Here is an 18057-nt window from a genome sequence, read left to right as displayed (position 1 = left end):
TTTTGTCGGTGGTGTTAGCGGTGGGGTCACGCCCGGTCCCATTCCGAACCCGGAAGCTAAGTCCACCAGCGCCGATGGTACTGCACTCGGGAGGGTGTGGGAGAGTAGGTCGCCGCCGGCATAAATACTTTTTGTTGGTGGGTCGTTGCAGCCAGTTGCCCTGTGTGGGGCGGGGGCTGCCGCGGCCCACCTTTTGTTTTACCCACAGGTAAACGGGATTTAATTGGGTGAACTGCGCATAACACTATTCGTTTTCGGATCTATTACTTTGTACAGTTTTAGTTAGCAAAACCGATTGATCAGATCCTCGGTTTCCTCTTTCAGTGAATCCTCGTTGGCTCTCTGTGGCAGACTGTCTCTATGACTAATCAGACACCTAACTCCGATGTGGTTAACCTCGCTTCTTCTGAGGACGAGGCTCAAGACAACTTCACTCCCGTAACGACCGAAGAAGGTAAGCTACAACAGCTTATTGAATGGCTCGAAGAACACGTCTCGGCCTATTCCTACTTGAGCGAGGTTGTCCCCTTGGGTGCCTCTGCGGAAGACATTAAGAAGGCTCGTGCGTCAGTCAATGACCGCGGCGCTCGTATGCCAGACGCCATTCTTCACGGCTCCATGATGGTCTTGGGGGCGGCCGTCAACCATTCTTCGCCATACCTTGCGTATGCCGATGGCAAGGTAGAAGTGACGGATACGACGGTGGGGGATAGTCCTAGCGTTCCGGTTCGGGTTTTTGTCCCGCAGGATCCAACCGGATCTGTGGTTGTTGCCGCACACGGCGGCGCTTTCTGGATGGGCGACGGCAGTCTGCGTGAGAATTCTTTCGGTCCAAATATGGCTGCCCTGGCAGCCCGATCGGGCGCAATTGTTGTGGATGTGGATTACCGGCTCGCACCAGAGCATAAGGTATCTGAGGCCGTCAATGACATTGCGCGGGTAGTCGCATCTGTCGCAGATGATTCGTTGCAGCTTCAAAAATTGGGTGCAATGCCCATCAGCGATAAAAACCCGATAGTTCTCTATGGTGTCTCTTCAGGCGGGCACAACGTTGTTTCCGCGGTAGAGCAGATTAGTCAGGACACTCCGGTTGCTCTGTTGCTCGTTGCCCCGGCTCTAGACCTGCGTGGTGCTCCTGCGGTGTGGTTGCAGGCATTTTTTGGCACCTCTGATGATTCGGCAAAGGAAGTGTCACCGGGTTTGCATGAGCCGTCGCGAAGCATGCGTGTACACGTTCAGGCGGCCTCCCGCGATACTGTCGTTCGTCCAGCTACCGAGTACCTGAAGAAGGTCGAGGAGGCAGGCGGAGAGGCCTCTCAGGCGGAATTCTTGGCAACTCACCAGATTGCGGTTCCAAAGGTTCAGCGAGAACAGATTACGGACGCGGCGCGGTTCATTCTAGAGGTCACTCACACGGAACGTGAGCTGCCAGAGGACCCGGCAGGTGAATACGATAAGGAAGCGATTGACCGGCAGAACGAAGAGTCCTGGGGCAAGAGCTAGTCAACCCGTTTCAGTTCCCAATGGCGCTCTCGCTGTGCATGTGAGCGCCGCGGAGGGGAGCGCCGGTGAGGGAAATCGGGGGGCGGGGCGGCAACAGCTCAGTGCCAAAAGGTCGGGGCTAACAGACTCCGACTAGTTCAGCGGCAGGAGGTTGCGCTTCGTTGCGTGTACCTCTTCCACCCGGTCGATGTTGCGTTCGAGCACATTCCAATCGTTGACAGGAATATTGCGCTGGGCTTGGGCAATGATTGACTTGTCTGGAGTGGACCACGCGAGCGGCACTGGGGTGATCTCGTCGTAGAACTCGGTGCGGCTCTTGTGTGTACCGGCCACAGCAACAGCTGGCACCTTCGCGCCCACGCGGCGGGGAACCCCGGAAATCGTGGTGACAGTACGTGTAGCCAGGGCCGGGACGGGCTCGCCATCGGAGGGGTTTTTACGCATGTCCACCAGGGTCATCAGCACCATGGTTCGCTCATCCACACGCGCAATCATGGCCGGAACCAGCGGGGATTCGTCGTAAAGCTCTTGCGGATCCTTAATTGCGCGTCGCACCTGGAAGGTAACGCCGACGTAGAGAGCCGCGAGGGCGAAAAGCACAACCGCGCTGCCGATAACAAACGGCGTGCGGTCGAAAGCTACTAGAACCAGCACAGCGCCGACGAGCAGCAGAGCAGAGAAAATGCCGGAGGAGATGAGCAGTCGGCGGGCATCGCGGTAGTACTCGTTGTTGGCGTTGGTGTGCTCGCGGTTGACGGGGAAGTGAAAGTTCATGGCAGTCCTTTAGTTATCCAGTTTTCTAGGATTCCGAGCTAGCGGTGGAATCACCGGGCAGGGTTGGGCCGAGGTACTCATCTGCGTCGACGATTCGGTAGGCGTAGCCCTGTTCCGCCAGGAAACGCTGGCGGTGAGCTGCGTATTCGGTATCGAGCGTATCGCGAGTCACCACCGAGTAAAAGACGGCGCCACCACCATCGGACTTCGGGCGCAGGAGACGCCCCAGACGCTGTGCCTCCTCCTGTCGGGAACCGAAGGTGCCGGAGATTTGCACGGCCACAGAGGCTTCGGGAAGGTCGATGGAGAAGTTCGCAACCTTGGAAACCACCAGCGTGTTGATCTCGCCGCGCCGGAACTTCCCAAAGAGCTCCTCGCGTTTGGCATTGGACGTCTTCCCCTCGATGACGTCGACGCCCAGTTCCTCCCCAATCTCTTCGAGCTGATCCAGGTAGGCACCAATCACCAGAGCGGGTTCGCCTTCGTGTCGGGCAAGGATTTGCTTGACGACGGGAATCTTCGTAGGCGTCGTTGCGGCCAGACGATACCTGTCGGAGGCCTCAGCTGTGGCGTAGAGCATGCGCTCGGACTCGGTCGGGGTCACGCGAACCTCAACGCAGTCAGCCGGTGCGATCCAGCCCTGGGCTTCGATGTCCTTCCACGGGGCGTCGTAGCGCTTCGGGCCAATCAGGCTGAAGACGTCGCCCTCGCGGCCATCTTCGCGCACCAGAGTGGCGGTGAGCCCCAGTCGACGGCGCGACTGCAGATCCGCACTCATTCGGAACACTGGAGCGGGCAGGAGGTGGACCTCGTCGTAGATGATGAGGCCCCAGTCGCGGGAATCGAATAGCTCGAGTGCGCGGTATTCTCCCTTGGTCTTGCGCGTGACTACTTGGTAGGTCGCAATGGTGACGGGGCGAATTTCCTTCTTTTCGCCGGAGTATTCGCCGATTTCGTCCTCGGTCAGCGAGGTGCGTCGCAGCAGCTCGTCGCGCCACTGCCTGCCGGCGACGGTGTTGGTGACCAGGATCAAAGTAGTGCGCTGCGCGTCTACCATGGCCGCAGCACCGACGATTGTCTTGCCTGCGCCACAGGGCAGCACCACGACGCCGGAGCCACCTTCGCGGAAGGAATCAGCCGCCATGCGTTGGTAGTCGCGCAGTTCCCAGGTGTCGTGGCCTCCGGTGCCCTGATCCTGCCAAGCGATGGCGTGTGCCTCACCGTCGATGTATCCGGCGGTGTCATTGGCCGGCCAGCCGACCTTCAGCAGCTCTTGTTTGATTCGGCCTCGCTCGGAGGGGTGCACGGTCCAGGTGTCGGCATCGATTTGCTCACCGAGCATCGGACGAATCTTTTTGTGCTTGGTCACCTCGGCCAGTACCGCAGGGTCGTGTGAGACCAGAATAAGACCGTGAGCTGGATGCTTGGACAGGCTCAGGCGACCGTAGCGGTCCATTGTCTCCGCGACGTCGATAAGCAGCGGCTGTGGGACGGGGAACTTGGAGAAGCGCTCGAGGACGTCGACCACCTGCTCCGCGTCGTGACCGGCGGCGCGGGCATTCCACAGCGCCAGCGGGGTGATGCGGTAGGTGTGCACATGTTCGGGAGCACGTTCGAGCTCCGCGAACGGTGCCAGCGCCGCGCGTGCCGCATCCGCCTCCGGATTATCGACCTCCAGCAGCACCGTCTTATCCGATTGGACGATCAGCGGACCCGTACCGAAACCCATTATTTCCTCGCCTCGCAGACATTCGACCAAAAATAAGCTAAAGGTCAATTCTGCCACGATTACGCAGAAGATGCGGCACGGGCTCGAATCATCCCGAACCGCCACATTCGCTTTTGCATCGCTTTACGACGGTCCCCGCGCCCGCCGCCTAGTCGACAGGATGTACTTCGGTAATGCGATGCAGCAGGAAGCGCAGCACTTGGCTGGTGGCCGGGTCGATAGCATCGACCTGGCCACCGGAGACGGTGACTGGGCGCACTCGCTTGCGGCCGGGTTTGCCGTTGCGGTCAACGTAGCTCAAATACAGGTCGTCGCCGTGGCGAGCCGCGCGCTGCAGGAGCTTGAACGCTTCGGTGCCGGAGGCGTAGTCGCTCGTGCCATTGGTGCTAGCGCTGGCACCGGCAGCTGTCCCCGTACCTGTCGCCGAATCCGCAGCCGAGCCAGAGACCCCAGCAGTGCTGCCACTGGCTGTAGCGCCACTGGAACTACCGGCGTGCTCAGCAGCACGGTTGCCATCGGCAATGGCCGTCAACGCCTGGCTGATGCGTTCCGGTTCGGGCATCGTTGTACGCGCAGTGGGCACCGGAGCTGGCGCCTCAATGCGGCAGGGAGCGCGACCGAGATCCAGCACCAAACCCTCTGCATCTTCGGCGATGATGGAAAAGCCCGCATTTCTAGCGGTCTCAATCACCTGGGCAAGCGGGGCCTGGCTAATTAGCACCGTTTCGGCAATCTTCCGCAACGCCAGGTTTTGTCCAGCTTGGTGACTCTGGAATGAGGCCAGCAGAGCCGGATCGTCACAGCGGATAAACGAAGCTGCGGGGCCACCGCGGAGACGACCGTGGCGGCGAGCGACGTCGTCAAGCAAATAGGTAATGGACTGCGGCACTTCGCCGACGGCGTAGCGCGAGAGAAACTCCGAGATATCGGCGGCGTTGATGCCGGCGTCGAGGGCATCGCGGAGGCTGTCTTCGGTCACGCGGTAGACGCTGGCGAGGCCGGGAGATTCCAACTGCGCAATCGAACTGAGCATGCGTTCCATCTCCGGGGACGCGGGACCCGGTACGACGATGGTGTTGTCCGCCTGAACCATCAGGTATGAGGCGTTCGGCGGCAAGAGGTTGTTACAGGCCGCACGCAGATCGTCGAAGGCCTCGGCGGTACCGGATTCGATGAGCGCGACCATGGCTTTGCCGACGTCGCTAAGGCCGACGGAAATCGTTTCCACGCCTGGGTCCCGCACGACGATGCCGAGGGCGACCAGCTCGTCGACCACGCCACTGAGCGTCTCGTCCGTGCACCTCGCGTTGGTGATCGGGTAGTAGTAGGCAGCGCATTCACGCAGGTCAGTCAGAGCAACGATGTCGTTGTCGCTTGCCGACGACGCCACCTGCGCACAGCACGCCAGCACCATTTCCCGGATTGACGGTACCCCGGAGAGCCGAGTTTGTGGGGAGAGCAGAGCAATGCGTTTGCCTTCCTCATTGAGCTGGTCGACCCGCCAGGGAGCTGCGTCGCTAGTGCGAGTGCCGACCGTCAAGCTCACCCACCGGTCAACCAGATCGGCGTCGAGGAAGCCGTCGGCTGCCAGCGTGGGGGCGAAATAGTCACCACCGGTGTCGTGTAGTGGCAGCGGATGCGGAGTGCCGACATGAACCAGGCCCGCTGCACTGAGGTTAGCCACGCCTCGAGCCAACTCCGAAATGTCGACGCCGAGCTCCTCGATGAGATTGCGGGTTTCTCGCACTCCGATGACACCGTTTTTCAAGGTCGGTGCGGGGTCGGTTCCCAGCAAGTCCAGCAGGTCAGTCGCCTGTCGCAGAGTTTCCCAGGCAGTGGCGGCAGCACGGTCGTTACCGCTGGCAATCACATGGGTAGCGGGGGGTTCGGGGCGCAGGGGGACGTCGTCGTCGGCAAGCCCGACTCCACGCATAAGCGCGCGAACGGTGGCGGGCAGGCGGACGGTACCCTCGTCGATGCGTTCGAGCAGGCCGGCGTTGATGAGCGCTGGGACCGGCAGCGAGGGGTCGGCATCCGGATGAGCGTCCTTTGTAACGCCGAGACCTCCGGAGTTGGCGAGGGTGTCCAGGAGACGCTGCTGCCTGTCTGTGACCTCGGTGAGTGCCGTGCGTAGCTGACTGCGGCTGGGGCCATCGGGATTGGGCAGAAGATACCAGCCGGGTGGCAACGAGGTAGCGACCTCATCGCTGAGGCAGAAATAGTCCTGCCAGGGCAGAGGCTTCTTGCGGGTGGACTTGCCGGTGAAAGTGCCGCGTGGGCCGGGGCCGTTGCCCCAGATGAGTCCGTATTCGCGCAGGGTATCGAGGCTTGTCCGAATATGCGTGGCCGTGGGCCGTTGATTGGCGGGAACTTCTGCTCGAGAGAGTAAGTCGAGAATGTAGTCGATGAGGGCGTCCGCAGTGACGGGTTCGGCGTCGGCACCAAGGTCAGCGGCGGCCTCAATGCAGGCGAGCTCCAGTGCGGGCAGTCTGGTCAGCGCGCGGGAGACAGAAGCGCGGAGCTGGAGCCTTGCCGCTAGCACCTGGGAAGACTTCGGCGGTGGCGACAGCGCATCGGGGCGATTGCTGAGGATAGTGCCCACAAATTGGTCTGGTTGACCTGCCAGCCAGTCGGAAAAGAGTGCAAAGGGGGTGGTGCTAGTCATGACAATCCCCACTTTAGTGAGATTTAAGGAGGGGAGAAGGTGACTGGGGAGAAAATTTTTGGGATAATCTCAGCATGGCTAACGTTGCAAAGAAATCCTATGTCGATCCCGGCTGGCCGAAGGACCTCGAGCCTGGTCAGCACGCTGTTACTGAACTGATTGCTCACCACGCTGGTGCAGATTCGCCTTTCGGCGACATTGAGTTCCCGGTTGATCCGGAGACTCTGGGTTACGTGCACCCGACCACGGTGATTAACAAGTAATCATTTAGATTCTTAGCAGAGCTACTTCTGCTGGAGGCCCGCAGCCGTGACTGCTAGTTCAGTCGTGGCTGCGGGTTTTCACATCAGTGGCCTCGGGGGGGCTTGAGTAGGGGGCGCTTGAAGTGGGGCTGGACCTTATTCAAGCCCGTTTCCGGTCAATCCACCGGAATGGCCCCATGGATGCGGGCTGCAAATGTGAAACTGTGCGAGTTTATGACACTTTCAAGCCATTTTTCGGGCCATTTTTGTCATAAACGCAGTCAGTAACTCGCGTTGGCACGCGGTCGCCAACCATAAACGCAGGCAGTAACTCACGCAGCCACTAACTCACATTGGGCCGGTACCGCCAACCTGCTGAAGACAAAAAATAGCCCCGAAGGTGGATTATCCTCGGGGCTACTGTGATGAGCTGGTTAGCTCGAAAGTCTTAGATCAGGCCCTGCAGCTTCGACAGGTCGAACGGAATGGCTGCGACCAGTTCCTGCGGGAGCTCGACCTCGCCAGTCAGTGCACGGAACTCAGCGATGAGTGCCTGAGCGTCGGACAGGCTGTCGACGTTGGACAGGCGGTCAGCGAACTGCTGGACCAGGTCAGTCTTGGAGTCGGAAGCAGCAGCTGCCGGAGCGGCCTGTGCGCGAACAGGAGCGGAGCCCTGGCTCGGGTGCGGACGATCGGTCGGGCCGGAGGAGAGACCCAGGCTTGCGGAGCAAGCCGGCCATGCGCCCCAACCCTGCTGAGCCAGAACCTTCTCAGCAACGTAGATCTGCTGCTCGCGGGAAGCCTGATCGGCGGTCGAAGCGAACTCGTTACCACCGAAAGCGTTCCAGGTGCTTGCGGAGAACTGCAGGCCACCGTAGTAGCCGTTTCCGGTGTTGATGTGCCAGTTGCCACCGGACTCACACTGTGCCAGGCGGTCCCAGTCGGAGTCCGGAGCTGCAGAAGCGGTCGGTGCGAAGATTGCGGCACCGGCACCGAGGATTGCGCCGGTCAGTGCAACCTTTGCCGAAGTGGAAGCGAAGGTGTTGGTCTTAGCTGCGTGGCGAGCCATATGAAAATTTCCTTTTCGTCGATTTTCTTTGTGGCGCCAGTGGGGCTAATGCAACCCCATCTCACTCTTATGGAAAGTTCTTCACGTTGTTGATAACGGGCCGATGTCATCGCACTGGAGTGAGATGAAGGCGATCTATGCGACTTCGTCCGTTAAACGCGTCGATTGCACACCGTAGCGGTTGGTAACGAAATAGTCACGCGAATCGCCGGATTCTTAATTTTGAGCGCAGCTAGGAGATATGCATAAAAGTAGGTGAAACTGCAGGTAGGAGGCGTGACTGTTATTAGTGGTGTGTAAGTTAAAACTTCATAATGTGACAAAAGTCACGTTATCGTCTTGTTATTTTTCCTGTTTTGGTGCGTCGCAGGCACAGAGAAAGATGGTCAAGAGAGATAGTCAAGAAGAACCAACGCTGGCAGTTCGTTGCAGTCTCTGCCCGTCAATCCGCGAGGGTGCTCGCTTCACGGAAATCCGTCTTCCCTTTATGTCCCCATCTATGGGTATAATTGAGTTCTTTAGGTAATCGGAGGTGACGTGCACATGCACGCCGCTACCGCTGCCGCCACTTCGCACTAGTAAGCAGTAATAAATGATGTGTTCCCGGTTAGAGTGCGTCCTGTTTTGGTCGCACCTTAATTAAAGGAACACCATTAAGACAGCGCCCGGCCCGGCATATCGTCGCAGTCCTGTCTGGCCAGGCTCGCCGCGATTGAGCTTCTAACTCCGGCTGTCCGTGCGTGCGAGGACGGTGGCAAGTGCGGAAGAATTGTATCTCCGATCCGAAGACCCCGAAGGGCAGTCACCACTGCACAAGGGGAACGAGGTTGAGTGCCCCCAGTCACAGGGCACGGGAAGGTTAGGTGGAAAGTGCCCATCGGTAAGGTCAGGTGGTACGACAAGGATCGCGGTTTTGGCTTCGTGTCGAATCCGGACGGTGAAGATGTCTACATCGGCAAGAACGTGCTGCCGAAAGGCGTGGAAGAACTCGTAACTGGTCAGCGCCTGGAGTACGACTACGCTGACGGCCGTCCAGGCCCGCAGGCCCTCCGGATCAAGGTGCTCGACGAGGGACCGCGCGGTGCCCGTCACCGCCGTGGCGGGGCAGGTGGGGGCGCAGGAGCCCGTCGTCAAGCGAAGAAGCACAGCCCCAGCGATCTCAACGGCATGATTTCGGACATGATTTCCATGCTGGAGTCGACGGTGCAGCGTGACTTGCGCGCCGGGCGTTACCCGGAGCGTAAGGACGGCCACCAGACGGCTGAAGTCCTGCGTGCGGTCGCGCGCGAGCTGGACTCGTAAGTCGGTAGAAGATGTGAAAAACGCCCGCTCACGAAGGTGGAAAACCTCAGTGAACGGGCGTTTTGCTGTGCTTTACGACGGCTCGTTGACGATCGACCAAGTAATTCCGTAGGTGGTCTCTTCGCCCTCGGAGTTCTTTCCGATGAGCGCGGTGGAAACCTCCACGACCCCGAGCGGAGTGCGCTTTCCGGCAACAGCGGCGGAGCCAGCGATGGTCTCGGTCGTGGCTTCGCCCGGATCCTTGCGAGAGGTGGAGTTGACCGCATCGTCGGAGAAGAAACGCTGCAGGGTCCAGGAGTTAGAGCCAACAGTGGAGCCGACGTTAACCTCAGCTGTCTCCTGCTCGCCCAGGGAAATCTTGGCGGCGTTGGCCTCAGTCGTGGTGCAGGCATTCTTCTCAAAGAGGTCGCAGACACGGTAGGGAAGAACCTCTGTGGTTTCGCCGTCCTGAATGACCTCGATGGACAGCGCGTGCGGGTCGTCGATTGCCTGGTTGGTCCACTTATTGACAGCAAGGACGATGCCGGTGACGACAAGACCCACCACGACAATAGCGCCGACAACCATGAACGCCTTACTATTCTGTTGCCAGCGGCGCCTACTCGATCCCATCAACTCTCACTTCCCGACATTCGTAACGGAATTGAAGCTACGTTCAGTCACACTAGCCGTTCTCGGGCCAGATACTGCTATTCACTCACGGTAACACGGTAGGCTGTGGGCCATTTCTTCCCTGTAAGTAGGAACTGACGGGTCCCATTGGGGGAGGTGGAGGAAGAATCCGGCATTAGTGCAATGCCGTTGAGCACATCAATACTGTTTTGCTCTGCCGGGGAGAGCTGCGTGTACAGGTCGCGGAAGAGTTCGGTGGCATCGACGATGCCTGTGACCTTTCCGTCTTCCGGGTTGATGCGGTAGATGAATGGACTCTGCCAGACGTTGGCCCAAATCTCGCGGTGCGATTGCGGGGAGGTCGGTCCGTCCCCGTTGCTCTGGTTGTTTGAATCGCTCGTGCCCGCCGGCGATGCGTCCGGTGCTTCGTCCGGCGCTGCGTCCGGAGCTGCGTCGCCGTCGACAGTGACGCACTCAAGTTCGTTGAGCCACGTTGTCTCCGTGCCTGCCGCAGTGACGGGCAGTTGACGCTGGGCTGAGAGGTCATCGGGGGAGCGGAAAGTGAGGGTGCCACTGCCATCGGAAGTCACGATGGTGTCCTCGAAGGAGCACGCGCCCCAGCCCTCGATGTCGAAGGGAACCTCGCGACGCTGCTTGAGAGTAGCCGCGTCGCGTTCAATGGCGCGTCCTTCCTTCCACGTCAGCTGCCACACGGTATCTCCATGACGGGTAATCCCCTCGCCGAAGAGTTCAGACTGTAAATCTTCCACGTTGGTCGGCTCGGCTGCAGAGTTGTCGAGCCACTGCGGCAATCGGTAAATCTGGGACTCACCGTAGAGGCCGGTGCCCATCAACAAAGAACCATCGGGTTCGAACTCAAGGCCCTGGACAAAAGGCGCAGCGACGTTCTTCTCCGTGGGAAGTGGTGGAGCCAAGACAGGATAGGACTGCTCGATGGTCAGTTTCAGTGCCGGAAGGTCACCGAGCCCCGGCACCTTATCGGCACCGACCAGTTCGGAGGGATTAACCGATGCCGAAGTCGATCTCGGGGCGGAGCCGGAGTCCGAGCCCGCACTAGCTCCACTAGAAGGGGCCTCGCCTGATTGATTGCCACCCGAACCAGTTTCAGCCGCACAACCGGCCAATAGGACGGCAGCTGCCACGGAGAGGAAGGCAGCTCGGGCCGTCGTAAAGCGTGATGAGTGGAAGGGGCGGGCGGGTTTTGCGTCGCCCGACGGGAATCTGTCCATAGCTTCACTCTAGGATAGGAAACGTGACTGAAAATCGACGACGTTCCCGAAACAGCCGCCGACGGGGGAAGGTGATGAATCACCAGGCGGTCGACACTGCCCGTACCGCGATTGAAGAGCTCGGGGAGGGGCCTGCCGGCGCGCACACCGGTGTAAGTGTCGTGGGCGAGGGCGTTGCGGTGCATCGTTTTGCGGCTGACCTGCCCGGATATAGGGGCTGGGAGTGGCATGTGGTGGTCGCGTGCGCGCCGGGCACTCAACAGGCGACGGTCAGTGAAGTGGCTCTTGTCCCTGGCGAAACCGCGCTGCAGGCGCCTGAATGGGTGCCCTACGAAGAGCGGCTGCGCCCCGGTGACCTCGGTCCGCGCGATCTGTTGCCGGCTGCGGTGGGAGATGAGCGACTCGACGGCGATGACTTGCAGACCCGCACCTTGTCGGCGCGTGGTGTGGAAGACACCGAGCAGCGCTGGGAAGATGGCGATACCGGCCCCGAGAGTGACTTTGCTCGGGAAGCATTGCACCGCTGCCGAACCTGCGCCTTTATGGTCCCGCTGACCGGGCCGCTCGGTAAGAACTGGGGCGTGTGCGTCAACGAATGGACATTCGATGCCACGGCCGTAAGCTTTGACCACGGCTGCGGTGCTCACTCAGCTATCCCGGAAGTAACGGGGCAGGGCGCTCCGGTGGCGGAACCCTACCAGGATTCGCACCTGTAGCTTTCCATCTAGGCAAACGCGATGGCAAGGACGGTGCAGTTTCGACGCCACCGTGGCCCCAGAGACTGCACTGTGACGGCTTTCGGCACAATAATTCCGCTCTGACACGGATAAACACGTGACACGGATAATAAAGAGACTCTAGAGAGGCATAAAAAATGGACAAAGGTACGTCCACCTCTGCAACATCCTCAGATGAGGTGAAGGACTCCAAGCCTGCACGGAAGGGGAGCCATCTTTCGGCAGTGGACCGCTATTTTCACATCACGGAGCGCGGTTCGACAACCGTAACCGAGATTCGCGGTGGCGTAGTGACCTTCTTCGCGATGGCCTACATCATTCTGCTCAACCCGCTGATCCTCGGCAATATCGAAGATGTCAACGGCAATAGCCTGGGGATACCGCAGGTCGCCGCTGTCACCGCGCTCGCCGCGGGTGTCATGACCATTGCTTTTGGTCTCTTTGCCAAGTACCCCTTCGGCATTGCGACGGGCCTGGGCATCAACACCCTGGTTGCCGTGACATTCGTTGCTAACGAGGGGCTGGCCTGGGAAGAAGCGATGGGTCTGGTCGTGCTGGACGGCGTGATTATCGTGCTGCTGGCGCTGACCGGATTCCGCACAGCTGTCTTCCACGCGATTCCGTCCGATATGAAGGCCGCGATGAGTGTGGGTATCGGCCTGTTCATTGCCATGATTGGTCTGGTCGACGGTGGCCTGGTTCGCCGTATTCCGGATGCCGCTGACACGACTGTTCCGGTGCAGCTCGGCATCAATGGCCAGATTGCCTCGTGGCCAACCGCCGTGTTCGTCCTCGGGCTGATTATCTGCGGCATCATGGTTGTCCGCAATATTCCAGGCGGCCTGTTCATCGGCATCGTGCTGAATACCGTTATTGCGCTCGCAGTCGAGGCCTTGACGGATGCGGGTCCCTCCTTCGCTGATGGCAAGCCAGTGCCGACCGGTTGGAATCTCGCGGTACCGACTCTGCCGGACCGTGTAGGTGGTATGCCGGACTTGTCCCTCGTTGGAGCTGTGGATCTTTTCGGATCCTTTGCCCGCGTCGGTGCCCTCAGCGCCACCATGCTGCTGTTCACTTTGGTCCTGGCTAACTTCTTCGATGCCATGGGCACGATGACTGGTCTGGGCAAGCAGGCTGCACTTGTCGATGAAGACGGTGTGCTGCCGGACATGAAGCGCGCACTGGTTGTCGAAGGCACCGGTGCTATCGTCGGCGGTGCAGTCAGCTCCTCGTCGAACACCGTCTTTGTCGACTCCGCAGCGGGCATCGCCGATGGTGCACGCACTGGCCTTGCCAACATTGTCACCGGCATCCTCTTTCTGGCAGCGATGTTTTTCACCCCGCTCTATGAAATCGTGCCCATCGAGGCCGCCGCGCCTGTGCTGGTCATCGTCGGTGCCATGATGATCGGGCAGATCACCGAGATTGATTTCACCCGCTTCGACATCGCACTGCCGGCATTTTTGACTATGGTCACCATGCCATTTACCTACTCGATTGCAAATGGTATCGGCATCGGTTTCATCACCTTTGCTGCGATGGCTATCTTCTCGGGTCGTGCCAAGTCCGTGCATCCGCTGATGTGGATTGTCTCCGGCCTGTTCGTCATCTACTTCGCCGCCGATCCGTTCACCGCTCTGCTGGGCGGCTAAAGAGTTTCCATGAGTACCACCACATCCCTCGAACGCTTTGCGCCCATCGTTATCGATGATCCCGCTGACAGCCGTCTCGATGACATCCGCAACCTCAACAAGTCCGATTCCCGCCCCGATTTGCCCGGTGGGAAGGGGCTGGTCATCGCCGAAGGCACGCTCATTGTGCCGCGGCTAGTGCGCTCACGCTTTCCGCTTCGCGCAGTCTTTGGTACTCGTCAGAAGCTAGCATCGCTTGCCGACGGACTGACCGCGAGCGAGGCCGCTATTGCGGAAACGGTGCCCTGGTTTGAACTCGACCGCGAGGTTCTGGCCGCAGCGGCCGGATTTGATCTTCACCGCGGCCTGCTGGCCACCGCTGACCGCGCGCCGGAGCTATCGGTGGACCAAGTTCTGAGCGGAGCCACCACCTTGGCCGTGATGGAGGGTGTCGGCGACCACGAGAACATCGGAGCTCTGTTCCGTAACGCGGCGGGCATGGGCGTGGATGGGGTCGTCTTCGGAGCGGCCTGCGCCGATCCGCTGTATCGCCGCAGCGTGCGCGTTTCCATGGGGCATGTGCTGACAGTCCCATTTGCGACTCTGCCCGGTACTACGACCACCTGGCAGCGAAGCCTTGACCAGCTCAAAGAGCAGGGCTTCCGCGTGGTGTCCATGACCCCTGCGGGCACGGTGGACCTGTGGGATGCCATGGACACGGACAAGGTCGCGATTCTCGTTGGTGCTGAGGGGCAGGGGCTTACCGAGCACGCGATGGCAGCCACCGATGTGCGTGCCCGCATTCCCATGTCACCGGGAACTGACAGCCTGAATGTGGCTACCTCCGCAGCGATCGCGTTCTACGAGCGACTGCGCGTTCAGTCGCAGCGCGCAGAACGGTAGAAACTATTTCCCGAACTTACCTCGTGCCCGCTGCCAGGTACGGCCAGCGAAGTTCTTGGCCTTAGCCCCAAAGCGGCTGAGCTCCTCCAGAAAGTCTCGGTTCGGCTCTGCATTGTGAACCTCGTAGTCGTCGTAGGCGCGGTCAAGCTCTGCGCCAGACTCGGAGGAACCCGGCTCACCCATTAGCCCGCGCGGACTACGAGACGTCGAATACGAAGTTCCGGGAGCCGCACGTCGGCCATCGACCGCAAAACCACTAACAGGGATATCTGTAGCCGGCGAATGCGGGTCGAATCCGAGCCAGTCGGTGATGACGGCGTCGGCAAGCTCTGCCGGGATGAACGGCAAACCGACCCCCTCGCGTGGACGTGAACCCGTATCTTCGGAAGCGTCGGGCAGCGGGCGGTGCTTGCCCGCCCAGAAGCTGCCCTCTGCGGGGCAGGGAAGACCGATATCCTCCAGCGTGCGGTAGCGAGTAGCGGAGAAAGCGCGCTTGAGCTCACCATCGTGCCAATGCGCAAAGGCGCCGAAGCCCGTGGATTTATTCGACACACTCGCATAGACGTCCGTGGCGGCAATCTCCTGGCGCAGACGCGGCGACAGCTTGGAAAGCTGCGAGACATCGTCGAGGACTGTCTGCAGTACGGCAACGCCCTCAAAGCCGCCGATGTAGTATTCGCCGTCACCGGTTTCCGCCGATCGATTGAGTGGGAAATCACCAATCGGTGTTACCGGCAGCGTCGAGTCATAGAGAGCCAGGAAACGACGCCCGAAACCGCGGTCATGCTGAACGCCGGTCTCTAGGATCGCAGCAGGGTCATTAGTGCTGATAAACCAAATCGTGACTACACCGCGGCGAATCGCGGAGAATTCGAAATCAGAAGTGTTGCCACTGGTCATGGAGCTCATTGTCGAGGCAAACTCCTACTTTTTCGGGCCGTTCGGACGTACGCCGAGAAGCACATCCTCCCACGACGGCATGACAGTCTTCTTCTTGCGCTTCGGCTGCTCCGCGTCCGGGTGCTGCAAGAACTCCGCCTCGTCGATATCGTCGTCGACGGCGTCGCTTTGCGACGGGTCGTCCTGCTCCCCGTGGCCTCGCTGCGGCTCCGCCGAAGACTGCCATGCGGCTGGCATCTCAGAGGTATCCGCGGTATCAGCTGCTCGATTGGCCTGCGGTGCCAAGTCGCGGTTGCGGCGGGCAAAGTCAGGGTCAATCAGTTCTGCTGCCAGCTCATTGCGAGCAATGGTGAGCGCGGAAAGCCCCTCCGCCTGGTAACTCCACTCGGCCACGTTGGTGGTGTGGCCGACATTCCAAGTCACGGTCACAATCCACTGCCCACTCGGGTCACGGTAGGCATCCCACGAGGCATCGGCGAGTTCCTGACCACGGGCGGCAAAAGCAGTGGCGAGAATCTCCCACAAGGACAGCTTGGCCGGGCCATCAAGGCGACGTGGCTTCGACTGCTTGCCGAGCTCCGCAATCCGCGCACGCTCTGCAAGCACCGGGTAGGCGAAGGACTCAATCTTGCGCGGCTGCATGCCGCTGTATTCAATGAGCTCCTCGACCGTCTGGCCGCTGCGAATGCGATCTTGAATCTCGCGGGGCGACAAAACGATGCGGGGCTCTTCCAGGACTGGCTTCGGTGCCGTTGGAGTCTTTTTCGGTGTCGCGTCTGTCGTAGCGGAGGTGCCGGCCGCCGCGCTGCCTTCGGCCGAGTCGCCGCTTGCGGTGGTGGCTTCCGCTGTGCTGACACCGGTGGAACTTCCGTCGGTGGAACCGCTCACTGTGGTGGCACTCTCCCCAGAGTTACCGCTGACAGCGGCGGTGGTTGCGCTGGATCCGTCGGCAAGCGATGCGGAATCAGTTGCAGCAGGGGAACCTGCGGCATCGGCGAGCTCGAAGTGCTCGACTAGGAAAGTGCGCAGGTTCTCGTCGAGAGGCAGCGTGAAGCGAAGTCCCTCCTGTCGTTCCTGCTCGGTGATATCAGCGGGAACGAGAATCAGTGAATCGGTCACATCGCCGTCCAGAACGGGCTTCAGCTCCCTCATGCGAGAACCTCCTTGTTGGTCGACGTTATAAGTAATGCTCACTAATCATGGTAAACGACAAAACTCCCGCGTCACGGACAAATGGGGCAATGCCCTTGCGCGTGGCGCAGGAGTTATGCGGCTGAGGCCGGTAAATGGCGGCTGCTCTGCGACCAATTTGGCGTTACCTTGCAGCGGCCATACTGCTACTTGGCAGCAGCCTTGCTGTTAGCTGCCCTGTTATTACTTTGCAGCGTAGCCGTTGTCCAGAACCCAGTCGATAGCGCCAGTCAGACGACGGATGTCCTCCGGGTCGATGGCCGGGAACATACCGATGCGCAGCTGGTTGCGGCCCAGCTTGCGGTACGGCTCGATGTCGAGGATGCCGTTGGCGCGCAGAACCTTGGCGATCTGTGCGGCGTCGATGTTGTCCTCGAAGTCGATGGTGCCGACGACCAGCGAGCGCTTTGCGGCATCGGTGACGAACGGAGTTGCCTCCGCGCGGTTCTCAGCCCAGTTGTAGAGGTGGGAGGAGGACTCGGTGGTGCGGGCAACCATGCCGTCGAGGCCACCGTTGGCGTTCATCCACTTGACCTGATCAGCCAGCATCAGCAAAGTGCCGACGGCCGGGGTGTTGTAGGTCTGGTTCTTGCGGGAGTTATCAACGGCAGTCTGCAGGTTCAGGAAAGCCGGGATGAAGCGGTCGGAAGAATTGATCTTCTCAATACGCTCGATGGCAGCCGGGGACATTGCAGCCAACCAGATGCCGCCGTCAGAAGCGAAGCACTTCTGCGGGGAGAAGTAGTAGACGTCAGCCTGGGACATGTCGACCGGGAGGCCGCCGGCGCCGGAGGTGGCATCGATAGCTACGAGCTGGCCCTCGGAGCCTGCCGGGCGGGTGACCGGAACCATGGTGCCCGTGGAGGTCTCGTTGTGAGCCCAACCAATAAGGTCAACGCCCTCTTCACCAGCGACAACCTCAGGTGCGGAACCCGGCTCTGCTTCGATGATCTGCGGAGCGTCGAGCCACGGAGCCATCTTGGATGCCTTGGCAAACTTAGAGGAGAACTCACCGTAAGTCAGGTGAGCGGACTTCTTCTCGATGAGCCCAAAGGTGGCAGCATCCCAGAAAGCGGTTGCGCCGCCGAGGGACAGGACAATCTCGTAGCCTTCCGGAAGCTGGAAGAGCTCAGCCAGACCCTCGCGAACCTCACCAACAACGTTCTTCACTGCCGGCTGACGGTGGGAGGTACCCATGATAGAGGTACCGCCGTCAACGATTGCCTGAATCTGTGCCGGGCGAACCTTCGACGGACCGCAGCCAAAGCGGCCGTCGCCGGGCTGGAACTCTTCAGGGAGGACTGGGAATTGATCGCTCATATGAGGCGCAACCTTTCAAAGTGCATTCAAAGTGAAGCTTGATATACAGCCGTTGTCTTCAAACTCTAGCGGTAATCGGGGGTACTTATAGCAAAAGGGTGGGGTTCAATTGCCCCCGCTTCCGTACTTTGCATAACAAAACAGGGTGGATTGGCGTATTTGCAAAGTTTGCGAAGAATTTTTTCCAGTTTTGTTGGTGCTGAAAACTTGGCGATGTGGGGCCTCGGGT

Annotated in this window: 15 protein-coding genes and 1 rRNA gene; 7 read left to right on the top strand and 9 right to left on the bottom strand. The window is 60.0% G+C overall.

All coding sequences use genetic code 11. From position 1 onward, the window contains the following. Window positions 1-4 precede the first annotated feature (4 nt). Window positions 5-121, top strand: a 5S ribosomal RNA gene (rrf, locus tag NQ014_RS10545). Window positions 122-360: 239 nt separating this feature from the next. Then, window positions 361-1503, top strand: a complete 1143-nt coding sequence (locus tag NQ014_RS10540) for an alpha/beta hydrolase (protein WP_257075272.1) — start codon at window positions 361-363, stop codon at window positions 1501-1503. A 132-nt stretch (window positions 1504-1635) separates the two neighbouring features. On the opposite strand, the gene NQ014_RS10535 is transcribed toward NQ014_RS10540, so the two are convergent. From NQ014_RS10535 to NQ014_RS10525, 3 genes are all read right to left on the bottom strand, one after another. Next, complete coding sequence (locus NQ014_RS10535) at window positions 1636-2277, bottom strand: DUF3239 domain-containing protein (protein ID WP_257075270.1); 642 nt, start codon at window positions 2275-2277, stop codon at window positions 1636-1638. A 25-nt stretch (window positions 2278-2302) separates the two neighbouring features. Beyond that, window positions 2303-4006, bottom strand: coding sequence for a DNA repair helicase XPB (locus NQ014_RS10530; RefSeq protein ID WP_257075268.1), 1704 nt, complete (start codon window positions 4004-4006; stop codon window positions 2303-2305). Window positions 4007-4154: 148 nt separating this feature from the next. Further along, complete coding sequence (locus tag NQ014_RS10525) at window positions 4155-6671, bottom strand: helicase-associated domain-containing protein (protein ID WP_257075267.1); 2517 nt, start codon at window positions 6669-6671, stop codon at window positions 4155-4157. 74 nt (window positions 6672-6745) lie between these two features. Here NQ014_RS10525 and NQ014_RS10520 point away from each other — a divergent pair, with 74 nt between their 5' ends. Then, a complete protein-coding gene (locus NQ014_RS10520; protein WP_016423317.1) occupies window positions 6746-6934 on the top strand; it encodes a hypothetical protein in 189 nt (62 codons plus the stop codon). A gap of 427 nt (window positions 6935-7361) precedes the next feature. On the opposite strand, the gene NQ014_RS10515 is transcribed toward NQ014_RS10520, so the two are convergent. Then, window positions 7362-7982, bottom strand: a complete 621-nt coding sequence (locus NQ014_RS10515) for a transglycosylase family protein (RefSeq protein WP_016423316.1) — start codon at window positions 7980-7982, stop codon at window positions 7362-7364. Window positions 7983-8852: 870 nt separating this feature from the next. Here NQ014_RS10515 and NQ014_RS10510 point away from each other — a divergent pair. Continuing rightward, on the top strand, window positions 8853-9284 hold the full coding sequence (locus tag NQ014_RS10510; protein WP_257075265.1) for a cold shock domain-containing protein: 432 nt from the start codon (window positions 8853-8855) through the stop codon (window positions 9282-9284). Between the two features lie 72 nt (window positions 9285-9356). On the opposite strand, the gene NQ014_RS10505 is transcribed toward NQ014_RS10510, so the two are convergent. Both NQ014_RS10505 and NQ014_RS10500 read right to left on the bottom strand, forming a co-directional pair. Next, a complete protein-coding gene (locus NQ014_RS10505) occupies window positions 9357-9851 on the bottom strand; it encodes a DUF2771 family protein (RefSeq protein WP_016423315.1) in 495 nt (164 codons plus the stop codon). Between the two features lie 122 nt (window positions 9852-9973). Next, entirely contained in the window at window positions 9974-11146 is a 1173-nt protein-coding gene (locus tag NQ014_RS10500) for a glutaminyl-peptide cyclotransferase (RefSeq protein WP_257075262.1), read from the bottom strand. Window positions 11147-11169: 23 nt separating this feature from the next. Between NQ014_RS10500 and NQ014_RS10495 the strand changes: the two genes are divergently transcribed. The 3 genes from NQ014_RS10495 (at window position 11170) to NQ014_RS10485 (ending at window position 14417) form a co-directional block, all read left to right on the top strand. Further along, window positions 11170-11862 (top strand): DUF3027 domain-containing protein, encoded by a 693-nt coding sequence (locus NQ014_RS10495; RefSeq protein ID WP_257075261.1) that lies wholly within the window; start codon window positions 11170-11172, stop codon window positions 11860-11862. Between the two features lie 158 nt (window positions 11863-12020). Continuing rightward, window positions 12021-13535, top strand: a complete 1515-nt coding sequence (locus NQ014_RS10490; protein ID WP_257075259.1) for an NCS2 family permease — start codon at window positions 12021-12023, stop codon at window positions 13533-13535. 9 nt (window positions 13536-13544) lie between these two features. Continuing rightward, window positions 13545-14417 carry an RNA methyltransferase gene (locus NQ014_RS10485; RefSeq protein ID WP_257075258.1) on the top strand — a complete coding sequence of 291 codons (873 nt, stop codon included), beginning with the start codon at window positions 13545-13547 and terminating at the stop codon, window positions 14415-14417. 3 nt (window positions 14418-14420) lie between these two features. Here the strand turns inward: NQ014_RS10485 and NQ014_RS10480 are convergent, their stop codons facing one another. The 3 genes from NQ014_RS10480 to serC all read right to left on the bottom strand — a co-directional run bounded on the left by NQ014_RS10480 (window position 14421) and on the right by serC (window position 17828). Then, a complete protein-coding gene (locus NQ014_RS10480; protein WP_257075256.1) occupies window positions 14421-15326 on the bottom strand; it encodes a hypothetical protein in 906 nt (301 codons plus the stop codon). A gap of 15 nt (window positions 15327-15341) precedes the next feature. Continuing rightward, entirely contained in the window at window positions 15342-16469 is a 1128-nt protein-coding gene (gene sepH, locus NQ014_RS10475) for a septation protein SepH (RefSeq protein WP_257075255.1), read from the bottom strand. Between the two features lie 222 nt (window positions 16470-16691). After that, window positions 16692-17828 (bottom strand): phosphoserine transaminase, encoded by a 1137-nt coding sequence (serC, locus tag NQ014_RS10470; protein WP_049171366.1) that lies wholly within the window; start codon window positions 17826-17828, stop codon window positions 16692-16694. Between the last annotated feature and the right edge of the window lie 229 nt (window positions 17829-18057).

It is taken from the genome of Corynebacterium sp. 5QC2CO (assembly GCF_024580435.1).
Classification (GTDB): domain Bacteria; phylum Actinomycetota; class Actinomycetes; order Mycobacteriales; family Mycobacteriaceae; genus Corynebacterium; species Corynebacterium jeikeium_D.
Note: the sequence above shows the minus strand (reverse complement) of the source record. Positions and strands in the feature narration are given on the sequence as shown.

Excerpts from the sequence above, each read along its gene's own strand:
- NQ014_RS10480 (WP_257075256.1), bottom strand. The coding sequence starts at position 15,326 with ATGAGCTCCATGACCAGTGGCAACACTTCTGATTTCGAATTCTCCGCG.
- NQ014_RS10540 (WP_257075272.1), top strand. The coding sequence starts at position 361 with ATGACTAATCAGACACCTAACTCCGATGTGGTTAACCTCGCTTCTTCT.
- NQ014_RS10515 (WP_016423316.1), bottom strand. The coding sequence starts at position 7,982 with ATGGCTCGCCACGCAGCTAAGACCAACACCTTCGCTTCCACTTCGGCA.
- NQ014_RS10525 (WP_257075267.1), bottom strand. The coding sequence starts at position 6,671 with ATGACTAGCACCACCCCCTTTGCACTCTTTTCCGACTGGCTGGCAGGT.
- NQ014_RS10505 (WP_016423315.1), bottom strand. The coding sequence starts at position 9,851 with ATGGTTGTCGGCGCTATTGTCGTGGTGGGTCTTGTCGTCACCGGCATC.
- NQ014_RS10535 (WP_257075270.1), bottom strand. The coding sequence starts at position 2,277 with ATGAACTTTCACTTCCCCGTCAACCGCGAGCACACCAACGCCAACAAC.
- serC (WP_049171366.1), bottom strand. The coding sequence starts at position 17,828 with ATGAGCGATCAATTCCCAGTCCTCCCTGAAGAGTTCCAGCCCGGCGAC.
- NQ014_RS10490 (WP_257075259.1), top strand. The coding sequence starts at position 12,021 with ATGGACAAAGGTACGTCCACCTCTGCAACATCCTCAGATGAGGTGAAG.
- NQ014_RS10530 (WP_257075268.1), bottom strand. The coding sequence starts at position 4,006 with ATGGGTTTCGGTACGGGTCCGCTGATCGTCCAATCGGATAAGACGGTG.
- sepH (WP_257075255.1), bottom strand. The coding sequence starts at position 16,469 with ATGAGGGAGCTGAAGCCCGTTCTGGACGGCGATGTGACCGATTCACTG.
- NQ014_RS10520 (WP_016423317.1), top strand. The coding sequence starts at position 6,746 with ATGGCTAACGTTGCAAAGAAATCCTATGTCGATCCCGGCTGGCCGAAG.
- NQ014_RS10500 (WP_257075262.1), bottom strand. The coding sequence starts at position 11,146 with ATGGACAGATTCCCGTCGGGCGACGCAAAACCCGCCCGCCCCTTCCAC.
- NQ014_RS10485 (WP_257075258.1), top strand. The coding sequence starts at position 13,545 with ATGAGTACCACCACATCCCTCGAACGCTTTGCGCCCATCGTTATCGAT.